The sequence below is a fragment of the Bacillus sp. 22483 genome, from assembly GCF_052044605.1.
Taxonomy (GTDB): Bacteria; Bacillota; Bacilli; order Bacillales; family Bacillaceae; genus Bacillus; species Bacillus altitudinis.
The window spans coordinates 41,089-62,439 of sequence record NZ_JBQENU010000005.1 but is presented as its reverse complement, the minus strand read 5'-3'; the positions used below and the strand labels follow the sequence as shown (position 1 = coordinate 62,439).

20 protein-coding genes are annotated in these 21,351 nt (G+C 41.1%); 11 read left to right on the top strand and 9 right to left on the bottom strand.

Going from position 1 to position 21,351, the window contains the following annotated elements; all coding sequences use genetic code 11:
• Positions 1 to 74: 74 nt before the first annotated feature.
• From ACTJJQ_RS09335 to ACTJJQ_RS09300, 8 genes are all read right to left on the bottom strand, one after another.
• Complete coding sequence (locus ACTJJQ_RS09335; protein WP_281201143.1) at positions 75 to 1,403, bottom strand: GntP family permease; 1,329 nt, start codon at positions 1,401 to 1,403, stop codon at positions 75 to 77.
• Positions 1,404 to 1,427: 24 nt separating this feature from the next.
• Complete coding sequence (gene gntK, locus ACTJJQ_RS09330) at positions 1,428 to 2,972, bottom strand: gluconokinase (protein WP_440600143.1); 1,545 nt, start codon at positions 2,970 to 2,972, stop codon at positions 1,428 to 1,430.
• 185 nt (positions 2,973 to 3,157) lie between these two features.
• Complete coding sequence (locus ACTJJQ_RS09325) at positions 3,158 to 3,991, bottom strand: MurR/RpiR family transcriptional regulator (protein WP_034646848.1); 834 nt, start codon at positions 3,989 to 3,991, stop codon at positions 3,158 to 3,160.
• Between the two features lie 116 nt (positions 3,992 to 4,107).
• Complete coding sequence (locus ACTJJQ_RS09320) at positions 4,108 to 5,043, bottom strand: nucleoside hydrolase (RefSeq protein WP_440600142.1); 936 nt, start codon at positions 5,041 to 5,043, stop codon at positions 4,108 to 4,110.
• 93 nt (positions 5,044 to 5,136) lie between these two features.
• Complete coding sequence (locus ACTJJQ_RS09315) at positions 5,137 to 5,619, bottom strand: DUF1433 domain-containing protein (RefSeq protein WP_440600141.1); 483 nt, start codon at positions 5,617 to 5,619, stop codon at positions 5,137 to 5,139.
• Positions 5,620 to 5,663: 44 nt separating this feature from the next.
• Positions 5,664 to 6,143, bottom strand: coding sequence for a DUF1433 domain-containing protein (locus ACTJJQ_RS09310; protein ID WP_146271823.1), 480 nt, complete (start codon positions 6,141 to 6,143; stop codon positions 5,664 to 5,666).
• Positions 6,144 to 6,224: 81 nt separating this feature from the next.
• Positions 6,225 to 6,707 carry a DUF1433 domain-containing protein gene (locus ACTJJQ_RS09305; protein WP_146271821.1) on the bottom strand — a complete coding sequence of 161 codons (483 nt, stop codon included), beginning with the start codon at positions 6,705 to 6,707 and terminating at the stop codon, positions 6,225 to 6,227.
• Between the two features lie 86 nt (positions 6,708 to 6,793).
• Positions 6,794 to 7,294, bottom strand: coding sequence for a DUF1433 domain-containing protein (locus ACTJJQ_RS09300; protein ID WP_058213427.1), 501 nt, complete (start codon positions 7,292 to 7,294; stop codon positions 6,794 to 6,796).
• 115 nt (positions 7,295 to 7,409) lie between these two features.
• On the opposite strand from ACTJJQ_RS09300, the gene ACTJJQ_RS09295 reads away from it, so the two are divergent.
• The 3 genes from ACTJJQ_RS09295 to ACTJJQ_RS09285 all read left to right on the top strand — a co-directional run bounded on the left by ACTJJQ_RS09295 (position 7,410) and on the right by ACTJJQ_RS09285 (position 11,076).
• Entirely contained in the window at positions 7,410 to 8,894 is a 1,485-nt protein-coding gene (locus ACTJJQ_RS09295) for a lipase family protein (RefSeq protein ID WP_146271819.1), read from the top strand.
• 12 nt (positions 8,895 to 8,906) lie between these two features.
• Entirely contained in the window at positions 8,907 to 9,317 is a 411-nt protein-coding gene (locus ACTJJQ_RS09290; RefSeq protein ID WP_024720438.1) for a hypothetical protein, read from the top strand.
• Between the two features lie 82 nt (positions 9,318 to 9,399).
• Complete coding sequence (locus ACTJJQ_RS09285; protein ID WP_440600140.1) at positions 9,400 to 11,076, top strand: hypothetical protein; 1,677 nt, start codon at positions 9,400 to 9,402, stop codon at positions 11,074 to 11,076.
• A gap of 16 nt (positions 11,077 to 11,092) precedes the next feature.
• Here ACTJJQ_RS09285 and ACTJJQ_RS09280 read toward each other — a convergent pair whose 3' ends face one another.
• Complete coding sequence (locus ACTJJQ_RS09280; RefSeq protein ID WP_025208260.1) at positions 11,093 to 11,992, bottom strand: LysR family transcriptional regulator; 900 nt, start codon at positions 11,990 to 11,992, stop codon at positions 11,093 to 11,095.
• Between the two features lie 171 nt (positions 11,993 to 12,163).
• Between ACTJJQ_RS09280 and ACTJJQ_RS09275 the strand changes: the two genes are divergently transcribed.
• From ACTJJQ_RS09275 to ACTJJQ_RS09240, 8 genes are all read left to right on the top strand, one after another.
• Positions 12,164 to 13,159, top strand: coding sequence for a LacI family DNA-binding transcriptional regulator (locus tag ACTJJQ_RS09275; RefSeq protein WP_440600139.1), 996 nt, complete (start codon positions 12,164 to 12,166; stop codon positions 13,157 to 13,159).
• A gap of 172 nt (positions 13,160 to 13,331) precedes the next feature.
• Entirely contained in the window at positions 13,332 to 14,597 is a 1,266-nt protein-coding gene (locus ACTJJQ_RS09270; protein WP_251210611.1) for an extracellular solute-binding protein, read from the top strand.
• Between the two features lie 145 nt (positions 14,598 to 14,742).
• Positions 14,743 to 15,981 carry a carbohydrate ABC transporter permease gene (locus tag ACTJJQ_RS09265; protein WP_007497272.1) on the top strand — a complete coding sequence of 413 codons (1,239 nt, stop codon included), beginning with the start codon at positions 14,743 to 14,745 and terminating at the stop codon, positions 15,979 to 15,981.
• Position 15,982: 1 nt separating this feature from the next.
• The gene (locus ACTJJQ_RS09260) at positions 15,983 to 16,825 is read left to right on the top strand and encodes a sugar ABC transporter permease (RefSeq protein WP_007497274.1); all 843 of its coding nucleotides are present in this window, start codon (positions 15,983 to 15,985) and stop codon (positions 16,823 to 16,825) included.
• An 11-nt stretch (positions 16,826 to 16,836) separates the two neighbouring features.
• Entirely contained in the window at positions 16,837 to 18,045 is a 1,209-nt protein-coding gene (locus ACTJJQ_RS09255; RefSeq protein WP_217967671.1) for a glycoside hydrolase family 53 protein, read from the top strand.
• A 23-nt stretch (positions 18,046 to 18,068) separates the two neighbouring features.
• Positions 18,069 to 20,150, top strand: a complete 2,082-nt coding sequence (locus ACTJJQ_RS09250; RefSeq protein WP_061420720.1) for a beta-galactosidase — start codon at positions 18,069 to 18,071, stop codon at positions 20,148 to 20,150.
• A gap of 154 nt (positions 20,151 to 20,304) precedes the next feature.
• On the top strand, positions 20,305 to 20,958 hold the full coding sequence (locus ACTJJQ_RS09245) for a YIP1 family protein (RefSeq protein ID WP_025208265.1): 654 nt from the start codon (positions 20,305 to 20,307) through the stop codon (positions 20,956 to 20,958).
• Between the two features lie 23 nt (positions 20,959 to 20,981).
• Positions 20,982 to 21,326, top strand: coding sequence for an uberolysin/carnocyclin family circular bacteriocin (locus ACTJJQ_RS09240; protein ID WP_025208266.1), 345 nt, complete (start codon positions 20,982 to 20,984; stop codon positions 21,324 to 21,326).
• Positions 21,327 to 21,351 lie beyond the last annotated feature (25 nt).

The following is a 21,351-nucleotide window of genomic DNA, read 5'->3' as shown; positions in this document are numbered from 1 at the left end:
ATCCTAAATTGTCAAAAGCGGCATAACAACAAACCAAAAACAGCCCAATCCCGAAGAATTGAGCTGTTGTCCCGTTATATAAACATATTAATAATCATAATAAATGCAATGGCGCTAACGGAAATGATGGTCTCCATAGCCGTCCAAGTCAAGAACGTCTCTTTAATGGTCATACCAAAATACTCTTTGATCAGCCAAAAACCAGAGTCATTGACATGAGACAAAATCAATGAACCCGCTCCTGTTGCTAAAACAAGCAGCTCTCTGCTCACATCCGGCATGGATGCAGCAATTGGGGCTACAATTCCGGCCGCTGTCATCATGGATACTGTAGCAGATCCTGTTGCCACACGAATAACCGCAGCAATCAGCCAGCTAAGTAAAATCGGTGAGATTGGGGAGTGTTTGGCTAAATCAGCAATATAATCCCCAACGCCTGAATCGATCAGTACATTATTGAACGCTCCACCTGCACCAATCACAAGCAGAATGGAAGCGATCGGTCCCAAACAATCGTTACTGAATGACAGCACTCGGTCACGGCTCATCCCTTGTATAAAGCCAAGGCTAAAGAAAGAATACACTGTTGCAATCAATAAAGCTGTTATGGGATCTCCAATGTACTTGAACATCTGATACCACATACTATCCTCTGGCAAAATAATATCCGCCAACGTGGCAAGCAGCATAAGAATGACCGGCACCAAAATGGTAAACATCGTATTCGCAAAACCAGGAAGCTTCCGATCAGCATGTCGTTCCGTGAATTGCTTTCTGAGCATCTCTGGAACTGGTTTATGTATCCGTTTTCCAATCCACTTACCATACATCGGTCCAGCAATAATAGCTGTTGGCAAACCGACGATGATTGAAAAGAAAATCGTTTTCCCCACGTTGGCATGATAGATGCCTACTGCTGCCATTGCAGCTGGATGAGGCGGAACTAGCCCATGCACAACAGACAATCCTGCGATTAATGAAATCCCAATCGTCACGAGCGAAATGCCCGTTTCAATCGCAATGGTAAAGAGTAAGGGAATGAGAAGAACGAATCCGACCTGGAAAAAGACAGGTATCCCCACGATAAAGGCTACAAACATCATCGCCCAATGCACATTCTTCGTCCCAAAACGACTGATGAGTGTTTGAGCTATCCGCTCAGCGCCCCCTGACTCAGCCATCATTTTCCCAAGCATGGTCCCAAGCGCTAGTACAATCGCCAGTAACGATAACGTGTTCCCTAATCCCGTTTTAATCGATTGAATGATTTCCTGTAAATCCATTCCTGTAGCAAAGCCTACTAGCATAGAGGTAATGATCAAACTCACAAACGGATTCAACTTAGCGACTGTAATGAGAATGAGTAAAAGGACAATAGCCGCAATCACAATGAATAAAAGCATGTTCTCCCACCTTTTCCCCGATGTTTAACGATTTTGTTTTAATTGCAACGCACTAATGACATCAAATTCATCCTTCAGTTTGTCATAGAGACGCTCATATAAATAAAACAGCTCTATGTATGTTTCGTTGTTCTTCATATTTGGTTCATGGCGGGCAGAAATACGGATCCATTCCTGTACCTCTTCTATCTCTTCCATATGACCTAAACTATGAAGTGCAAGGACAGCCGCCCCAAGTGCGGAAGCCTCGTAGCTCTCTGGAACAAGCACTTCTCTGCCCATTGTATCCGCCAAAATCTGCCGCCATAGCGGGGATCTCGCAAATCCACCAGAAGCCCTGACATCCTTCGCTGGACCTGTTAAATCTCTTAGTGCCACACCGATCGAGAAAACACTCATAATGACGCCTTCTAACACGGCTCTAATAAAGTGCTCGCGCTTATGCTGAAGACCGATCCCGAAGAACGTGCCTCTTGCGTTTGGATTCCAATAAGGTGCTCGCTCACCTGTTAAAAATGGTAGAAACAGCAGTCCTTCTGAGCCAGCTGGAACCTTTTCTGCAATATCAATCATCAGATCGTAAGGGTCTACACCTAGACGCTTTGCTACCTCCACCTCGGAAGACCCAAATTCATCCTTGAGCCATCTCAGCATAATTCCGCCGTTATTGGTCGGTCCTCCGACGACCCAATGCTTGTCCGTCAATGCATAGCAAAATGTTCTTGATTGCTCATCTGTAATTGGCTGATCTACGACTGTACGTACCGCACCACTTGTCCCAATCGTGACTGCTACCTCACCTTTGCCAATCGCACCAACACCAAGATTCGCTAGTACACCGTCATTTGCACCCACAACAAATGGTGTATCTTCTTCAATGCCCATTCGCAGCGCAATTTCTGGCTGAAGACCACGCAGCTGATGCGTCGTTGGAACAAGTTCAGACAGCTGATTCACCTGAATTCCTGCAATACGTAGTGCCTCCTCGTCCCATTGAAGCGTTTCCAATCGGAACAGTCCTGTTGCTGACGCGATTGAATAATCGACCACATACTGACCAAAGAAATGATAAAGAACATACTCTTTGATGGAAATGAATTTTGCTGCCTGATTGAAGACGTCAGGTGTCATTTCCTTGATCCATCGTATTTTTGAAAGCGGTGACATTGGATGGATCGGTGTTCCGGTTCTTTTATAAATTTGAAAGCCATCTAAGTCCGTTATGATTCGTTTCGCTTGTTCTGCACTTCTGTTATCAGCCCAAATGATACTGTTAGTTAATGCTTTTCCATTCTCATCCATGATGATTAAGGAATGCATCGCCGTACTAATTCCCACACCTATGAGGTTTTTTGCATCAAATGCTGCTTTCGTCAATGCGCCTCTTACACTCGCAATCACAGCATCTAAAATATGTTCAGGGTTCTGCTCAACCCATGCTGGCTGGGGGTGAATGAGGTCATAAGGAACAGAATGCTTTGATATGACTTTCCCCTGTGGTCCAAATAGAACCGCCTTTGTACTTGTTGTTCCAATATCCAAACCAATTACCGCCTGGTTTCCCTTCATCTGTATCACGCCCAATCATTGATTTGAAATAAAGTGTCGTGTTGCCGGTGTACCTGATAAATCCCATTATAGGAATATTTTTTTCGACATTCAACGACCAAAAAGAAAATAATTTTCATTTAAAACCTTAGAATCATTACCACAACAGCATTTTTCACTAATAGAAAAATTTATTTTTGAAACCATTACACTCTTTTTTGAGAAATGGTTTCTCTCATTTGCTTTAAGTTTGTTAATGTTTCCTGCTGCCTTAAATGTGCAAGCGCAAAATATAGCACATCAATCACAGTAAGCTGGGCAAGCCTAGCGGACATCGCTTCCGTTCGGAAAGCCGTTTCTTGCGTTGATGTATACAGCGTGACATCTGCAAGCTGACTCAATGGAGAACGCTGATAGCTTGTAATGCCAATGGTTTTCGCTCCTTTTTCCTTGGCTGTTTTCATCGCATCCAGTAAATCCTTATTTCGACCAGAATGAGATATACCAAGCACTGTGCTCTTTTGATCAAGCAGACCTGCCGACATCGCTTGAAAGTGAGAATCTGTATGAACAATACAGTTGATGCCTGTTCTCATAAATTTGTGAAAAGCATCTGTGGCGATGAGGCCAGACCCACCGCTGCCATAAAACTCTAAGCGCTCTGCTTCATGGATTAATTGTACGGCTTTTTCTACATCTTCTGGATTCAACAATTGAAAACTATCCTTTAATGCAGTGATGTTTGCCTGAAATACCTTTTGCATAAAAACGGCAGTATCATCGTCAAGACTCATCTCTTCATCTACATAATCAGGCTTCGTTTGGTCTATTTCCTGGGCAATAGCAATCTTCAAATCTTGATACCCCTCAAATCCAAGCCTTTTACAAAGACGAAAAATCGTTGCCTCTGAGCTCGCTGTCTTTTTGGCAAGCTCGACAATCGACAAATGGATGATGTCGCGGGGCTCACTCGTAATGTGCTCAGCAATTGCTTTCAGTTTTGGCGGCAATCCTCTGCTTGCTGCCCTTATCTTATCCATACTACTTAAACTGACAGAAGCCAATTGACTTCACTCCTTCCTCATTCATGTGAGCGCATACATTTCCTCATGTTCCCATCTTATAAAAAAGAAGCCTGTTTGCACAGACTTCTTTTTTAAGAATTCAAGACTTTGCTCATTAAATCAAAAAACCCTTCAGCATCTACATCCATACACACTTGAAGATTGCGATCTTTTCCCCATTGATGCTGAAAATCACATATCATTTGACCATCACAGAACTCACTCTTCGTCTCCACTTCTACATGAAAAGCCTGTGTATTCACAAGTTGTTTATCAATTGCAAGACTTACAGCAAGCGGATCATGCATGGCACATGCCCACACCCCATTCCGCTCAAAATAGCGCTGGCGGTAAATGCTTGTGCTCTCTCTGATATAACTAGCTAACGTTTCATTTTGAATGGCATCAATTCTCTCATCCGTTAACAAAACCTGTCTCGTGACATCCAGCCCTACTTGGGTCAATGAAGGGAAACCAGCCTCCAGCATCAATTTCGCCGCTTCTGGATCTGCATATGTATTAAATTCCGCAACCGGTGTGACATTCCCCTGTCCCTGCACGACACCCCCCATAAAAATGACTTCTTTTACGTGATGGATCAGCTCAGGGCATTTTTTTACCGCAAGGGCTAAATTCGTTAACGGTCCTGTCAACACGAGCGTAACCTGCTTCGAATACTTCAGCACTTGGTCAATGATAAAATCAGGCGCAAAACCTTCATCTGCGGTCTTCTTAGGCCGGGCGTCCTTTAAAGCGCCGCCAATTCCATCCTCCCCATGCACCCGATGTTCATAATGAGGGGCTCTCAAAAGAGGCGTTACTGCACCTTTGATGACAGGGATTTCCTCTGCCTCAACCAGCTCAAGCACTTTACACGTATTCAACGTCGCCGCTTCAACAGACACATTCCCGCACACCGTTGTGATCCCCAACATATCAAACCGCTTACTTTTCACTGCAAGCAAAATACCAATCGCATCATCAATTCCAGTGTCTACATCCAAGATCAATTTCTTTTTATTTGCCATGTTTGAAAGCTCTCCCTTGTTTGTAAGTGTTGTTAGGGGAATGATAGCATATTTTCAAATTGATTTAGGGAATCAATCGGCTTTGTCGACTTGTTATTTCACTTTTTCTCCAATGTCTTTCAAATATTGTTCGCGTTCTTTTTTAGATAAACTATTCAGATAGTCTTCTTTCACTTGAGGATCAAAATCTTCCCAGTTCTCAAAACGATCTCCTAGTTCTGCTGAATAACTCATTGAACCGATTTCTTTTGTTCTATACTTTAATGAAGCGGAGAACTCGTACTTTTCTGGCTCATCATTTATATATCCTCTAATTACGATGTAGCCCATAGGATTAATAGTTACCCTCTTCTTAAACGTTATGGTCTTAATAAAGTGATGGATGTCTTCTTTGCGTAAACATTCTTCTATTTTAGGCTTCATTTTTTCTGCGAGCTCTTCTGCTTTTTCTTGATCGCTCTTTTCTTTTACCACATCATTTGTTTTACTTTGCTTATTGTGCTGAGTGATTAACGAAGTCACTGAGACAATGATGATAACGACCAAAACAGATACAAGTTTTATTGTGTTTTTCATGTCTACCGTTGCCACCTTCTTAATAATGAAAAATTAACTTTTTGTTATTTATCCCCAATATCCTTGAGGTACTGTTCACGTTCTTTTTCAGAGAGTCTTTTAAGATAGTTTTCCTTTATTTCAGGCTCATCTTTATATTTATCCCAGTCTTTAAAGCGATATGATAAATCAGGAGAATGACTCATCGAACCTATTTCATTAGATTTGTATATTAATGATGCAGAAAAATGATATTTTTCTGCATCATTATTTATATATCCATCAACTGTGACATAACCCATAGGGCTTATAGATACATTTTTTTTAAATGTGATGGTTTTAATAAAATTGTGAATATCTTTTTCATGTAAATATTCTTCAATTTTTGGTTTCATCTTTTCTGCGAATTCTTCGGCCTTTTCTTGATCGCTTTTCTCTTGCACTACTTCATCTGAAAAACTCTGATGAATGTACTCTACAACAAACACAGTTACGGAGATGACGGCGACCACAATTATGATAGAAAATTTCATGATATTTTTCATAAAAAGCAAAACTCCTTGATGAACTTTAATCAGCTGACTATTGAATTTGACAAAATAAAAACAGGTAGGCTAGTACCTGTTCTACTCTTTTTCTCCAATGTCCTTGAGATATTGCTCTCGTTCTTTTTCAGAGAGTCGTTTAAGATAGTTTTCCTTTAATTCTGGTTCATCTTTAAATTTGTCCCAATCTTTAAAACGATATGACAACTCAGGATCATAACTCATTGAACCTATTTTTTTAGCTCTATATTGTAAAGAAGCTGAAAATCCGAACTTCTCCGGTTCATTATTTATATAGCCATCGATTATAATATCCCCCATAGGATTGATGGTCACATCTTTTTCAAACGTTATGGTTTTGATAAAGTGATGAATATCTCTTTTGTGTAAGTGCTCTTCAACCTTAGGTTTCATCTTCTTTGCAAAATCTTCTGCTTTTTCCTGATCACTTTTCTCTTCCACTACTTCATCTGACAGACTCTTATTAATGTACTCTACAATAAAAACAGTTACTGAAATGATGACGGCCACAATTATAATAGAAAACTTCATTGTATTTCTCATAAAAAGCAAAACTCCTTAATGGATTTTTAATCCATCGACTAATGAAATTGACAAAATAAAAAACAGGTAGGTGATTACCTGCTTTATTATTTTTCTCCAATATCTTTAAGATACTGTTCACGTTCTTTTTCGGAGAGTCTTTTAAGATAGTTTTCCTTTAGTTCAGGTTCATCTTTGAATTTATCCCAGTCTTTAAATCGATAAGATAATTCAGGAGAAAAAGTCATGGTACCTACTTCCTTAGATCGATATTCTAATGATGCAGAGAAGTCATACTTTTCTGGGTTACCATTAATATATCCTCTAATTATTATATAACCCATTGGATTAACATTTACTCCCTTATCGAACGTAATGGTTTTAATAAAGTTGTGAATATCTATTTTATGTAAACGTTCCTCTACTTTCGGTTTCATTTCTTCTGCGAATTCTTTTGCTTGTTTTAAATCGTTCTTCTCTTTCACGATTGTTTCACCTTCTGATTCATTCAATTTTTTTTCTTTATCTTTTTGAAAAACAAGTGATAATACTAGAATAAAAACGATAGTAATCAAAACAATCAGTACAACCTTAAATGTATTTTTCACAAAAATTATCCCACCTTTTAAATATTCAATCGATAGGTTTTTATACCTTTTTTTATAGATATTTATCATACAATATCTTATAATATACATGATAATTATTACAGGAGTGTAAATGTTGACCAAAAATTATGCAATTAATCAACTTAGCGATAAAGAATATAATGAAATATCATCAGCATCTTATGATATCTTCAACTATGAAAATTCTAAAGATATACACTTGAAAAATGGTAAAATAATGTATGTTGTTGACCACCAAGAAACAAAAAAAGGTCTTAACTCACTAACCCTTGTATCAGAAGAAGATTTTGAGCGCTCCGATGGAGGAAAAGACCTCACAAAAATCAAAAACGCCGTCATCGCCTACCGCGGGTCAGAACCGATTGGGGCAGGCCAATATAAAGATACCATTAAAAAACATGGAAAAAAAGAGTCAGATGATCTTCTTTCTACCATTTTGACAAAGCTGCCTCCTTTTAGCCAGTCAGAGACGTCAAAGGAAGTCACGACGAAGATGACGACAGGGACAACGACCTATACAAATGAGATTGTGCAAGATTGGTTGATTTCAGATACGAAGTATTTGATTAAAAATATCCCCTTTGAACACGGCGCAGAGAATCAAATGGTGCAGGCGGACAGGTATGCGAAAGAGATCCATAAGAAAATGCCGAATGCGAAGATGTATGTGACAGGGCATTCACTTGGCGGGTCAAATGCTTCTTATGTTCTTGTCAAAAATGATTTTATTCAAGGCGGGGTCACCTTTGAGAATCCGAATATTTACCCAAATCTATCGGATGGTCTGCAAGCCAAAGCATTAAAAGGTGATTACCGTAGTAGATTAACAGAATATATCAATCTCAATGACGGGCTATCTCTCTTAAATCGTCATACGACAGAAATCGGTCGTGTGAAAGTGATGTATGATGCCGCTTTACCTGAAGGCGTCGATTACACTGAGGACTCCTCAAAAGCCGTCCAATTTATGAAAAATCTCCTCAATCGGGCAATGAGTGTGAATCCTTCACTTGATGCGAATTTATTTCTTGAAGCCCTCGCCGGCAGCCATGGCTTAGACCGGTATTCCTTTTCGTCAGATGGCTCCGTTCAAACCATTGATGATATGTTGAGAAAAAACCCTTCTCTCACTGCCGCCATGTTACATCAATTGAGCCAATCAAATGTTCACCCGCAAAGTGTGGTAGCGATTTTAATCAAGTCGCATGTTCTTATGAACACAGGTCGTACATTCTCCACATATGCCGAGCACCATATGCAGCAAATCATTCGTAAAATTGAGAAACTCGATGACAAAGTGGATCAATCGGTGGAACGCGTCCGTTCAAGATACAAACAAATTGTCGGTTTTGGTTCGTATGACCAGCTGACGGCTTCAGATGTGGATGCTGTGATTCGCCACTTAAAAACAGAGGGTCTTGAAAATGAGTTCTATTCGGTCAAAAAATATGATGCAGCGATTGATCATGCGATGGATATGAAAAGGTGGATGGATTCAATATCAGATGATATGAGCCAGCTAGGAAAACAATACCACGATGCAGATACAACCCTTGCCAAGAATATGGGGATTTCTTAAGGAGTACGACAAATGGAATTTTCAAAGAAACAACCAACAGACGCAGATCGTTTTTTGCAGAGAGTGACAGATACGCATACATCTAGCTCCATCTTCTCTCAAGCAAACTTTAACACGGAAGATATGACACCAGCAGAGCTGGCTGCTTTGAAGGCAAAGATCAAAGAAGAACAGAAAACAGCGCTGATTAGAGCCATCCGGCATCAACTTCAAAATGAATTTGCAGAGGATCGTCAAGAAGCCAAAAAAATAGTAGATCTGATTGATGACCTTCTGATTAACGTGTACAAACATCAAAGGAACATCCAAACCCATATGTCAGGTGAAGCCATTGACGCCTTAATCGAAAAAATCGAAAAAAGACTCACATTTTTTGAGCTGAAAGAAGATGTTCAATCAGCCATTGATTCGATCGGCATTTAAATGAACCTTCCATCCGGTGAATCTTTTCCCCGTCTCACTCGTATATACTAAAAGAGTGATTGATTTGAAAGGAGATCTGTTTGTGGGATATATGTTGTTATTTTCGGTTGTGATCGGTCTTGTCCTGACCCTTTTGCTCACACCACTCAGGTTAATCGTTAGAAAGAAAGGGACTGAACAACAGGTGCCGCTTATGTGGATTGCGGGACTGGCACTGCTCTTTATCATCGGGATTTTCGGCTTCTACTACATCACCAATTTAGACCGCAACCCATCATCACTGTGGCTCATTGGACTTGTTGTGACAGCAGCAGGTGCCTTTTTATCAGTGGGATTGGAGCGGAAGATCAAAGGCGTATTATTTCTCATTTTATTGCTGCTCGGTGTTTATATGGCAACCGCTTTTCTATTCAATGCAAATGAGAAATTCGACGTGTCTAAAATGGAGCAAAAAGTCGAAATCAAAGCGTTCGATGAGACAGAAACACCTGCGAGTGTACCACCGCAATTTGCTCGCAATAAGATGAAGAAATCGTTCGGACAGGTGCCAAACACGAGTTACTACGAGCTTGGCAGCTTGCAAATTCAGAAGGTCAATGGTGAGTATGTGTATATCGCACCCGTCGAGTTCTCCGATTTCTTTAAATGGATTCGTTCTGGTAGCACACCGGGTTACTTTACATTAAGTGCGACCGACTCATCTGCCAATCCAAAGTTTGTGAAAACCGAGATGGTCTATACGCCTTCTTCCTATTTCAATAAGGAAATTGAGCGGCATATCCGTCTTCAGTACCCAGATTTGATTTTCTATGGAGACTCGCAGCTCGAGATCAATGATGATGGCAAGCCTTATTACATCCAAACATTTGGGGATTTCATCTCTGCACGAAACGGGTTTAAAGCTTCAGGTGTGGTTGTTGTGGATGCCAAAACGGGTGCAACGAAGAAATATTCCTTAGACAAAGTACCAGCCTTTATTGATGGCGCTGTGTCACCAGAGGCTGTCAGTCTGCAAAATAGTTACTTCGGCAACTATGTACATGGTTTCTGGAACAGTATGTTTGGAAAATCAGATGTGAAGCTGCCTTCTGATGAGGGGACTGAAGCCAATGTAAGTCCGGTGTTTGATTCAAATGGGGATATGTATTACTTCACAGATTTCACCAGTCCAAAAGAGGGCGTTGATTCCATGCTCGGGTATGCACTAACAAATGCCCGAACAGGAAAAGCCACGTATTATACGGGTAATCTTGAAGAATCCTACATGGATTCACAGGGAGCTTTGCAAATTATTGAGAAACGATTTATCGAGAAGAAATGGAAGGGCCGCATGCCGATTCTTTATAATTTCTACGGGGAAGCCAGCTGGCTTACACCTGTTCTCGATTCAAACGGATTCCTGCAAAACTACTTTATTGTTTCGGCAGCCAATCCTGAAATCGCCGCATACGCTTCTACACCAAATGAAGCACTAAGAGCCTATAAAACTGCTCTTCAAAAAGGCGGCGGTACCGTCAATAGTTCATCAAAGCAAGAAAAGAAAGAGTCAACAGGCAAAGTGAAGAGGGTGTATAAGGAAAAGACCGGTGATTATACAACCGTCACCTTCTTACTAGACGATGGGAAAAACTACACCATGTCATCTGAAAAAGAGCCTCTTCTTATTTATTTAAAAGAAGGCGATCAAGTCAACATGAAGTATACAGATACAGGTGAGATTTTCCTCCCAGTCGATGAAATCAACATCAAAGGGTTATAAAAAAAGACGTTTCTCCCTACTGCGGAGAAGCGTCTTTTTTCTCTTTTCTCAACAACTCAACAAGCAATTCCTTATTTTTATTCCCACCTGTCATCGGGGATTCGACATAGGAAAATGTCCGTTTAAAGTCCATTCCCCTCACAGAAATGACAGCCAATTCCCCGCCAATGCTGCCCCGCTGGAGGACATATTTAGATAAAACAGATAGCCCCATTCCATGAATGACAGCTTCTTTTATCGCTTGATTGCTGCTAAACGTCACAAAGGTCCGCGCTTTCAGTCCATTTGATTTCAGGACGTGCTGTAAGTATTCTCCTGTCCCAGATCCTTCTTCTCTTGTGATCCATGTTTCATTTTGTAATTGATCAATGGTGACATCCTTTTTCTTTGCAAACGGATGGTCTAATGGGGCAACGATATACAGTTCATCCTCTAGGAACGTTTCTACAGAGAGTTCTTTGTCATTGGTTTGTCCTTCGATCAGTCCGATGTCGACATGGAACAACCGAACATGTCTAGCGATCGCCTCTGTATTATCAATGACTACCTCAATATCAACATGCGGATAGAGCTGATGAAATTGTGCCAAAATTTGCGGCAGCACATACTCCCCAATGGTAAAACTCGCTCCAATCGTGAGCTTTCCTCGTGCCAGATGATGATGCTCATAAATATCCTGCTTCGCCTGTTCATATAAACGAATGATTTGTTTTGATCGATGGTACAGCATATCCCCAGTTGGCGTCACCGTTAATTGCTTTGGCGAACGATTGAGCAGAACCGTCTGAAATTCCTGCTCCAAGTTCTTAATGTGAAGACTGACACTCGGTTGAGAAATCCGTAGCTTCTGAGCTGCTTTTGTAAAGTTTTTCTCTTCTACCACTGTCACAAATGTCTTCAGTGCATCATAATACATCTGTCCCTCTCCTATCAGAAATCTTAATCCTACATCTTCAATACATATATCTTACTAATTCCTTTCCAACTCGTAAAGAACAGCCTAAACCAATCAATTTAATAAAAATATTTACTAATTTTTTTAAAGACTCTATACTGAAAGGAGATATTTTCTATAGGAGGTGCTGACTTGGCAGCTAAAATAAAGGACATTGCGGAAAAAGCCGGATTATCCATCGCCACCGTGTCTCGCGTACTGAACCAAGATCCCAATCTATCGGTTACGGATCAAACACGTGAGAGAGTATACGCGGCAGCAGAAGCTTTGTCCTATCAAAAAAAGACATTCAAACATTCACTAAAAAAAATTGCCTTTCTCTATTGGATGACCGAAAAAGAAGAGCTTGAAGATATTTATTTCAAATCCATTCGTCTAGGCATTGAGGAACTCACCAATACCAGAAGCTTAAATGTTACCGCTTACAACCCATCTGATGGTCTTCAATCGATTGATCCTTCTACAGAAGGCATCATCGCCATCGGTCGATTTAAAAAAACTGAGCTTGATCAATTATATGCGATCACAAAACATATCGTCTTTATTGATACATCACCAGATGAAGACCGCTTTGATTCTGTGAAACCAAACCTGAAACGAATTGTAGAAAAGATTATCGATTCTTTTATCGAAAAACAGCACACATCCATCGGATTTATTGGCGGGACAGATCTTGATCTCAATACAAATAGGCGTATTCCAGATATTCGTGAAACGACCTTCCGCCAGTACATGACAGCACACAACAAACTGGATGAACAATTGGTCTATATCGGTCACCACTTCTCTGTAGATGAAGGCTATTCATTGATGATGAAGGCGATCGACGAGCTCGGCGATCACCTGCCAACCGCTTTTTGTGTCGCAAGTGATCCTCTTGCGATAGGCTGTTTACAAGCATTAAATGAACGCGGTTTTTCTTTACCAAATCGAGTGAGTGTCTTTAGTATCAACGATATTAACGTCTCTCAATATGTGTCACCACCGCTCACAACTTATCACATCCATACCTCTTTACTTTGCGAAACAGCTGTCGATTTACTTTTAGAAAGACTTGTTGATGGCAGAACATTACCAAAAACCGTGCTGATTGCCTCAGAACCTGTCTTTCGGAAAAGCACGATATAAACAGCTGGAAGGCCTGCCGTATATGGTGGGCTTCTTTTCTCTTTATTTCAGTAAAAAATTTTACTTAATAAATTTAATAAAATGTGTTTACTTTTTTTACTCAAGTTGATATTCTCACATTAAGAAAGCGTTTTCTTATCATCTGTGAAAAAAGAACGAGAGGGGATTACGAATGAAAAAGGGAAAATGGGCGACATTATCGGCAGTCGTTGGTACTGCTGTGCTGCTGCTGTCAGCATGCGGACCAGGAGATGACAATTCAAGCGGTTCACAGCCAGCATCTACAGGTACAAAGACCTTGCTAGTGTGGGAGGATGTCAAAAAGTCTGATGGGATTCAAGACGCCGTCAAAGAGTTTGAAAAACAAAACGACGTGAAAGTCAAAGTAGTCGAAAAAGCATATGCCGACCAAATTGAAGCGCTTCGTCTTGATGGCGCAGCCGGCACTGGTCCAGATGTCATCACCATGCCTCACGACCAAATTGGATCAGCTGTCACAGAGGGATTGTTACAAGAAATCAAACCAGATGAAAAAGTGATCAATTCCTTCACAGACGAATCGATTCAATCACAAACGATAGATGGCAAGCTGTATGGCCTGCCAAAATCCGTTGAAACCACTGTGCTTTTCTATAACAAAGACCTTGTCAAAAAGGCACCAACGACACTCGATGGCTGGTATGACCTTTCGAAAAAGCTGACAAAGGACGGGAAATACGGTTTTGTTGCGAAGTGGGATGAAATTTATTACGCAGAAAGTGTATTAGGCGGTTCAGGTGGCTATATTTTCAAACAGAAAAACGATGGTTCTTATGACGTCAATGATATTGGTCTTAATAACGATGGTGCCATCGAAGGCGGAAAATACATTCAGACATTCTTTAGCGAAGGACTCTTCCCGAAAGGCATCATTGGTGAGCAAGGAATCAATGTCCTCAATTCCTTATTCACTGAGAAAAAGGCAGCGGCTGTGATTTCTGGTCCATGGTCATTTGGTCCTTATAAAGAAGCGGGTATCGACTATGGCGTGACGGAACTGCCAACACTCCCTAACGGAAAACATATGAGCTCGTTCTTAGGTGTAAAGAGCTACAACGTCTCCTCTTATTCTAAAAATAAAGAACTTGCCGAGAAATTTGTTGAGTTTGTCACGAACGAAAAAAATTCGAAAAAGCGCTTTGAAGTCACAGAGGAAATTCCACCAGTGAAAAAGCTGATGAAAGACCCAGTCATTACTGAAAACGCTAATGCGGATGCTGTTTCAAAGCAAACGAAATATGCCACGCTGACACCGAACAATCCAGAGATGGCAGAGGTGTGGAAACCGATTGACAGCGCATTAGGGCTGATTGCGACTGGCCGTACCGATGTGAAAAAGGCATTTGATGATGCGGTCAAACAAATCGACTCGCAAATTAAAGCGAATCACTCCAAATAAACATCAAGCGCAGGTAGCTGTTCATCTATCATGCTGCCTGCACTTGATCTAATTTCATATGAAGTAGGTGTTAAACGTGACGGGTAACCTTGAACTAGACCGCACACACATAGTGGAATCAAAGACACACCGGAGACGGGCGCTAATGTTCTCTCTTATACCCGGGATGGGGCAAATATACAACAAACAGTATGGCAAAGGGGCACTCTTTTTCCTGTTTGGCGTTTCTTTTCTAGTAGTGTTTTATGATTTATTCAATATTGGCTTCTGGGGGCTGTTCACACTTGGTACGATGCTGCCTCGTGACAACTCTGTTTTCCTTTTAGCAAAAGGAATTATTGCACTTTTAACAGCTGGATTTGGCATCGGTTTTTATGTACTCATGATACGAGATGCATTTATGAACGGAAAGAAACGTGATCAAGGGGTTCCGCTTCATTCCATCCGTGCTCAATACCATCAGCTCATCGACCAAGGCTTTCCTTACTTAATGAGCACTCCTGCTTTCTTTTTACTTCTATTCTCTGTTGTCTTTCCTATTATGTTCAGCTTTGCGCTGGCCTTTACAAACTATGATTTATACCACTCGCCTCCTGCCAATCTCATTGATTGGGTAGGCATCAAAAACTTTCAAAATATCTTTTCAATCGATATTTGGAGAGACACATTCATTGATGTACTAGGCTGGACGGTCGTATGGACGTTGGCTGCATCGACCCTTCAATGTGCTGTCGGCATTTTCCTAGCGGTTCTGCTCAATCAAAAAGATTTAAAAGGAAAACGGTTTTTCAGAACGATTTTGATTCTGCCGTGGGCTGTTCCAGGATTTGTGACCATTTTGGTGTTTGCTGGATTGTTTAACGACACGTTTGGTGCGATCAACAATACCCTTTTTGCATCGATTGGAATTGATCCAAAACCATGGCTGACAGATCCATTTTGGAGCAAAATCGCTCTTATTGCGATGCAGACTTGGCTTGGTTTTCCTTTTGTGTTCATTATGACAACTGGCGTTTTGCAGGCCATTCCTGAAGATTTATACGAGGCTGCAACCATTGATGGGGCAAATTTCTTTCAGAAATTCCGTTCCATTACATTACCGCTTGTCCTCTATTCAATTGCACCTATATTAATCACGCAATATACGTTTAACTTTAACAACTTTAATATCATCTACTTATTTAATGGCGGAGGACCGCCTGTTGCTGGATCCACAGCGGGGGGCACAGACATCTTGGTGTCTTGGATTTACAAACTGACGATGCAATCTTCTCAATATGCACTCGCTGCCGCTGTTACGATCTTACTTTCGATCTTCGTCATTGCCATTGCACTTTGGCAGTTTAAGAGAACGAATTCATTTAAAGAGGAGGACATGATGTGATATGGGATCAAAACAAAATAAGCTCATTCGTCTGAGTATCACTTATTTCATCCTTTTCATCGCCTCCGTATGTATTCTATATCCACTCCTTTGGACGATCGGCGCTTCCTTTAATCCTGGGAATAGCCTGATGAGCACAAGCATGTTTCCGAAGAATCCAACGTTCAGCCACTTTACAGAACTCTTCTTCGGTCAGGGAGCACTTTATGCAAAATGGTATTGGAACTCAATGAAAATCAGTATTGCGACTATGCTCTTAACGTTGATCCTTGTTAGCTTTACAGGTTATGCCTTTTCTAGGTTCCGATTCAAAGGACGCAAGAATGGACTGATGCTCTTTTTGCTGCTGCAAATGATTCCTCAATTTTCAGCGCTAATTGCCATTTTTGTATTGGCTCAAATGCTTGGACTCATTAACAGCCACCTCGCATTGATTTTGATTTATGCAGGCGGACAAATCCCGATGAATACGTATTTAATGAAAGGTTATCTTGATGCGATTCCAAAGGATCTCGATGAATCAGCCAGAATGGATGGCGCAGGGCATTTCCGGATTTTCATCCAAATTATTATGCCGCTTGCCAAGCCGATTTTAGCCGTTGTTGCCATCAACTCATTTACAGGACCGCTGGGTGATTTCATCATCTCCAGTGTCATTGTCCGCTCACCCGAAATGTATACGCTCCCAATCGGTCTATACAATCTTGTATCAGACAAAATGGGTGCCAGCTACACGACCTTTGCAGCCGGGGCTTTACTCATTGCGATTCCAGTTGCTTTATTGTTTCTTGTTTTACAAAAACAATTTGTATCCGGCCTCACACAAGGCGGGACAAAAGGATAAGGGGAGATTTGATGAAGAAATGGTTGCTTGTCACTGTTGTCGTTTTCTTTCTGATGGGGTTAGGTATTCTGCCTGAAGCAAAGGCTGATACGATTTCGGTGAAACCGATCAATGGATTGCAAGGTGATTTCATCAAAGGAGCCGATATCTCCATGCTCGCAGAAGTGGAGCGAAGCGGCGGCAAATACTACAACCAAAACTGGCAGCAGGTTGATCCGCTCAAGCTATTAAAAGAGAAAGGTGTCAACTATGTGCGCATCAGACTCTGGAACCATCCATACGACAACCAAGGCCGTGCCTATAACGGCGGGACTAACGATTTAAATACCGCCATTGCTCTATCGAAACGTGCAAAAGCACAAAACATGAAAGTGCTGCTTGATTTTCACTACAGTGATTTCTGGACCGATCCCGGTAAACAGTTCAAACCGAAAGCTTGGACCAATCTCTCCCAAAGCGATTTAGAAAAAGCGGTTGGCACTTACACAAGCGATGTACTTAAAGCGATGAAAGCACAAAATGCCTTGCCAAATATGGTACAGGTCGGGAATGAATTGAATTCAGGTATGCTTTGGCCGAACGGAAAGAGCTGGGGTGAAAGCGGCGGTGAATTTGACCGGCTCGCTGCTTTGCTAAAAGCGGGAACAAATGCTGTCCGCTCTGTCGATTCAAACATCAAAGTCATGCTTCATCTTGCACATGGGGGGGACAATGGTGCATCTCGCTGGTGGTTTGATGAAATCACCAAACGAGGCGTTTCCTTCGATACGATCGGTTTATCTTACTACCCGTATTGGGACGGGGGATTTAGCGGTCTTACTAACAACATGAATGATATTAGCGCCCGCTATAACAAAGATGTCATCGTGGTAGAAACCGCCTACGGCTTTACAACAGCAAATGGTGACAACCTCGATAACTCATTTAACCAAGATTCAGTCAATACGGCCGGTTATCCAGCATCACCACAAGGGCAGGCATCTTTTATACGAGATCTATCAGAAAAAATTTCACAAGTAAAAAACAATCGCGGGAAAGGGTTCTTTTATTGGGAGCCGCTTTGGATTCCAGCAAAAGGTGCTCCGTGGTCTAGTCAATACGGGCTCGCTTATATTCAAACAACCGGCACAGTCGGGAATGCTTGGGAAAATCAGGCCATGTTTGATTTCAACGGAAAAGCCCTGCCTTCTCTTGATGTATTTAAACAAATGACACCGTAATTAAACAGATAGGACGTGACAAAATGGGAAAGCGTTACCCACTCGTTCACCCAAATGTGAAAGGCTTTTTGCATGGTGGCGACTATAATCCTGATCAATGGCTTCATATGCCGGAGATCATTGACGAAGATTTTCGATTAATGAAGCTTGCACACTGTCAAACATTCTCTATCAACATTTTCGCTTGGAGCAAGCTCGAGCCAAAAGAAGGGGAATATGATTTTGCCTGGCTGGATGATATCATGGACCGCTTGGCAGCGCAGGGGGCTCACGCCATTCTCGCCACGCCAAGCGGAGCAAGACCTGCTTGGCTCTCGCAAACATATCCAGAAGTCTTACGCGTTGAAGCAAACCGCCAGCGCAACTTACACGGACTTCGCCATAATCATTGCTTCACCTCACCGGTTTATCGAGAAAAAACGAATACACTCAATCGTTTGCTTGCTGAACGCTACAAGGACCATCCAGCGCTGATCATGTGGCACATTTCAAATGAATACGGCGGCGAATGTCATTGTGATCTTTGCCAAGAAGCATTTAGAGACTATTTGAAAGACAAATACAACCATGACCTTGAAGCTTTGAATCAAGCATGGTGGACGGGATTTTGGAGCCACACATATAGTGATTGGTCACAAATCGAGTCACCTGCACCGCACGGAGAGCACATGATTCACGGCATGAACCTAGACTGGAAGCGTTTTGTCACAGCGCAAACGATCAATTTTTATCAAAATGAAATTGAACCTCTGAGAGAATTAACACCTCATGTGCCAGTAACCACCAATTTTATGGGCGACTATCCGCATATGCGTCCATTCCTTGGACTGGATTATCATCAATTTGCAAAAGAAGTCGACGTGATCTCATGGGATAGCTATCCAGCATGGCATAGCGGCAGAGAAACCACTGCAGAATTAGCGTCAAACGTCGCCTTCGTTCACGATTTGTATCGTTCATTAAAGGGCGGTCAGCCGTTTCTTGTGATGGAAAGCACACCAAGCCTCGTGAACTGGCATGAAGTGAATAAGGTGAAGCATAAAGGAATGGCACACCTCTCTGCCATGCAGGCGATTGCCCACGGGTCCGACTCCGTCCTTTATTTCCAGTGGAGACAAGGCCGGGGCGCCTCTGAAAAATTCCACGGCGCTGTTGTGGATCATTCAGGACATGAACACACGCGTGTGTTTCAAGAAGTCGCTGATTTAGGAAAACAGCTGGAGCAGCTTCAGCCGATTGCGGGTACATCCGTTCAACCAGAAGTCGCCATCATATATGATTGGGAAAACCATTGGGCAATTGATGATGCGCAAGGCTTAAATAATACCAACAAACGCTATGTAGAGGCTTGCCAAACTCACTATCGCAGTTTCTGGAAAAAGGGCATCCCTGTTGATATTGTCGGGATGGAAAAGGATTTCTCATCCTATCGAGTGCTTGTTGGACCAATGCTCTACATGATCAAACCAGGCGTGGCAGAAAAGATCGAAGCATTTGTCAAAGAGGGCGGCATTTTTGTGGCAACATACTGGAGCGGCATGGTCGATGAAAACGACCTCTGTTTCCTCGGTGGTTTCCCTGGCCCTCTCCGCCATGTACTTGGGGTTTGGGCAGAGGAAATCAACACATTGATGCCAGATGAACACGTTTTAATGACCACAGGAAATGGACGCACCTACCATGTCGGACAATATTGCGAATCCATTCACCCAGAATCAGCCTCTGTGTTAGGGCATTTTGAGAATGGCTGCTATGAAGGACAGCCCGCCCTTACTGTCCGTCCATTTGGCAAAGGGAAAGCATACTATATGGCTTCTGAAAATGAGCAAGCGTTTTATGATGATTTTTACGAAGATCTCATCACAGGAATAGGGATAAAGCCGATCCTCTCCTCTTCAATTCCAGAGGGAGTCAGTGTCCAGAAACGAACAGATGGATCGCAGGACTTTGTGTTTATGATGAATTTTACAGATAGTAAAAAGGTAATTTTGTTAGAAGATCAAATCACTTATGAAGATGCATTCCACTCTTCAAATTTAACAGGAAAAATAATACTAGATGCCTATGAATATTTTATATTAAAAAGAAAAAAAGAATGTCTTTAAAGACATTCTTTTTTTCTTTTTATGCAAGAACCAACCTTAAATTCAGCTTAAATTCAACTTATAAACAAAATTCTAACTTGAAATAATATGGCAAAACATGATACATTATTTGTGAGAATTAGCAAAAAAACACTTTTTGAATCAAGGAGCATTTATGGATAATAAACACAACTTTATTACTCTAATACATCATTTCGTCTTTTCTCCTAAGAACTTTCTCTTAATCAAATACTCTAGTGAAAAAAATTATCGTCATTCTTGGTTTGTTTTCCTGGCTGTGTTAAGTCTGTTTTTAGGGTTTTATTTAGCTATTTTCCCCACAATCTCTACATTAATTAATCATTCTTTTAAAACAAATGGGATTGATTATACTGCTGATATGAGCATACTCATTATGATGATTACACTAGCATTAGGGATTGTTCAATTTACAGCAATGGTTCTTGTAAGCTTCTTTATAATACATATCATTGGGATATTATTTGGTGGTGTTGCTACTGCTAAAGAGTTTTTCCCAAGTTTTATTTATTCTATCATACCGGTTGCTATCAAATTTATAATTCTCATTATCTTTTCTTTCTTTTTAGGTAGTGATTTTGCATTTTCAGTTATTTATCCAAATTCTCAAAAGCCAATTGATATTATATTGAATATTATCATCGACCCCTTTTTTTGGTGGTCTACCATTCTAGGGTGTATTGCAATTAAAGAAATACACAAAATTTCCTATATAAAAACTGTCATAATCGTTTGTATAACAATGTCTTTAGGTATTATTTCTCTTTTTTCAACTAGCTTATTTTTGTAAACTGAAAGGAGGTGAATTCAAATATGAAAAATAGCAATCTTTTTAAAATTGCGAGTGTTACAAGTATAGTTTCTCTTTTTGCCATCGCTACTTTCCTTATGGGTTCTTCAGAAGGTATTGCAAGTTTAGCTTCTATTGATTTCAATTCAGGTAATCAATTTGCATTAGACCTTGCAACAAATTTAGGAATTAGTCGCAAGACCGCTTATGCTGCTATAGGTGTTATCATGACTACTGGCGATGTCCTAACAATACTTAGTCTATTAGCTGTTGTTTTGGGTGGAACTGGCCTTGTCACTGCTGCTATGGTAGCTACTGCGAAAAAATTGGCTACAAAACACGGCAAAAAATACGCTGCAGAATGGTAAAATCCAAAGTGAAGAAATTGAGGAG

What these genes read in the sequence shown, in the direction of transcription:
- ACTJJQ_RS09335 (WP_281201143.1), bottom strand. Translation starts at nt 1,403, where the DNA reads ATGCTTTTATTCATTGTGATTGCGGCTATTGTCCTTTTACTCATTCTC.
- gntK (WP_440600143.1), bottom strand. Translation starts at nt 2,972, where the DNA reads ATGAAGGGAAACCAGGCGGTAATTGGTTTGGATATTGGAACAACAAGT.
- ACTJJQ_RS09325 (WP_034646848.1), bottom strand. Translation starts at nt 3,991, where the DNA reads ATGGATAAGATAAGGGCAGCAAGCAGAGGATTGCCGCCAAAACTGAAA.
- ACTJJQ_RS09320 (WP_440600142.1), bottom strand. Translation starts at nt 5,043, where the DNA reads ATGGCAAATAAAAAGAAATTGATCTTGGATGTAGACACTGGAATTGAT.
- ACTJJQ_RS09315 (WP_440600141.1), bottom strand. Translation starts at nt 5,619, where the DNA reads ATGAAAAACACAATAAAACTTGTATCTGTTTTGGTCGTTATCATCATT.
- ACTJJQ_RS09310 (WP_146271823.1), bottom strand. Translation starts at nt 6,143, where the DNA reads ATGAAAAATATCATGAAATTTTCTATCATAATTGTGGTCGCCGTCATC.
- ACTJJQ_RS09305 (WP_146271821.1), bottom strand. Translation starts at nt 6,707, where the DNA reads ATGAGAAATACAATGAAGTTTTCTATTATAATTGTGGCCGTCATCATT.
- ACTJJQ_RS09290 (WP_024720438.1), top strand. Translation starts at nt 8,907, where the DNA reads ATGGAATTTTCAAAGAAACAACCAACAGACGCAGATCGTTTTTTGCAG.
- ACTJJQ_RS09280 (WP_025208260.1), bottom strand. Translation starts at nt 11,992, where the DNA reads ATGTATTATGATGCACTGAAGACATTTGTGACAGTGGTAGAAGAGAAA.
- ACTJJQ_RS09270 (WP_251210611.1), top strand. Translation starts at nt 13,332, where the DNA reads ATGAAAAAGGGAAAATGGGCGACATTATCGGCAGTCGTTGGTACTGCT.
- ACTJJQ_RS09265 (WP_007497272.1), top strand. Translation starts at nt 14,743, where the DNA reads ATGTTCTCTCTTATACCCGGGATGGGGCAAATATACAACAAACAGTAT.
- ACTJJQ_RS09260 (WP_007497274.1), top strand. Translation starts at nt 15,983, where the DNA reads ATGGGATCAAAACAAAATAAGCTCATTCGTCTGAGTATCACTTATTTC.
- ACTJJQ_RS09255 (WP_217967671.1), top strand. Translation starts at nt 16,837, where the DNA reads ATGAAGAAATGGTTGCTTGTCACTGTTGTCGTTTTCTTTCTGATGGGG.
- ACTJJQ_RS09250 (WP_061420720.1), top strand. Translation starts at nt 18,069, where the DNA reads ATGGGAAAGCGTTACCCACTCGTTCACCCAAATGTGAAAGGCTTTTTG.
- ACTJJQ_RS09245 (WP_025208265.1), top strand. Translation starts at nt 20,305, where the DNA reads ATGGATAATAAACACAACTTTATTACTCTAATACATCATTTCGTCTTT.
- ACTJJQ_RS09240 (WP_025208266.1), top strand. Translation starts at nt 20,982, where the DNA reads ATGAAAAATAGCAATCTTTTTAAAATTGCGAGTGTTACAAGTATAGTT.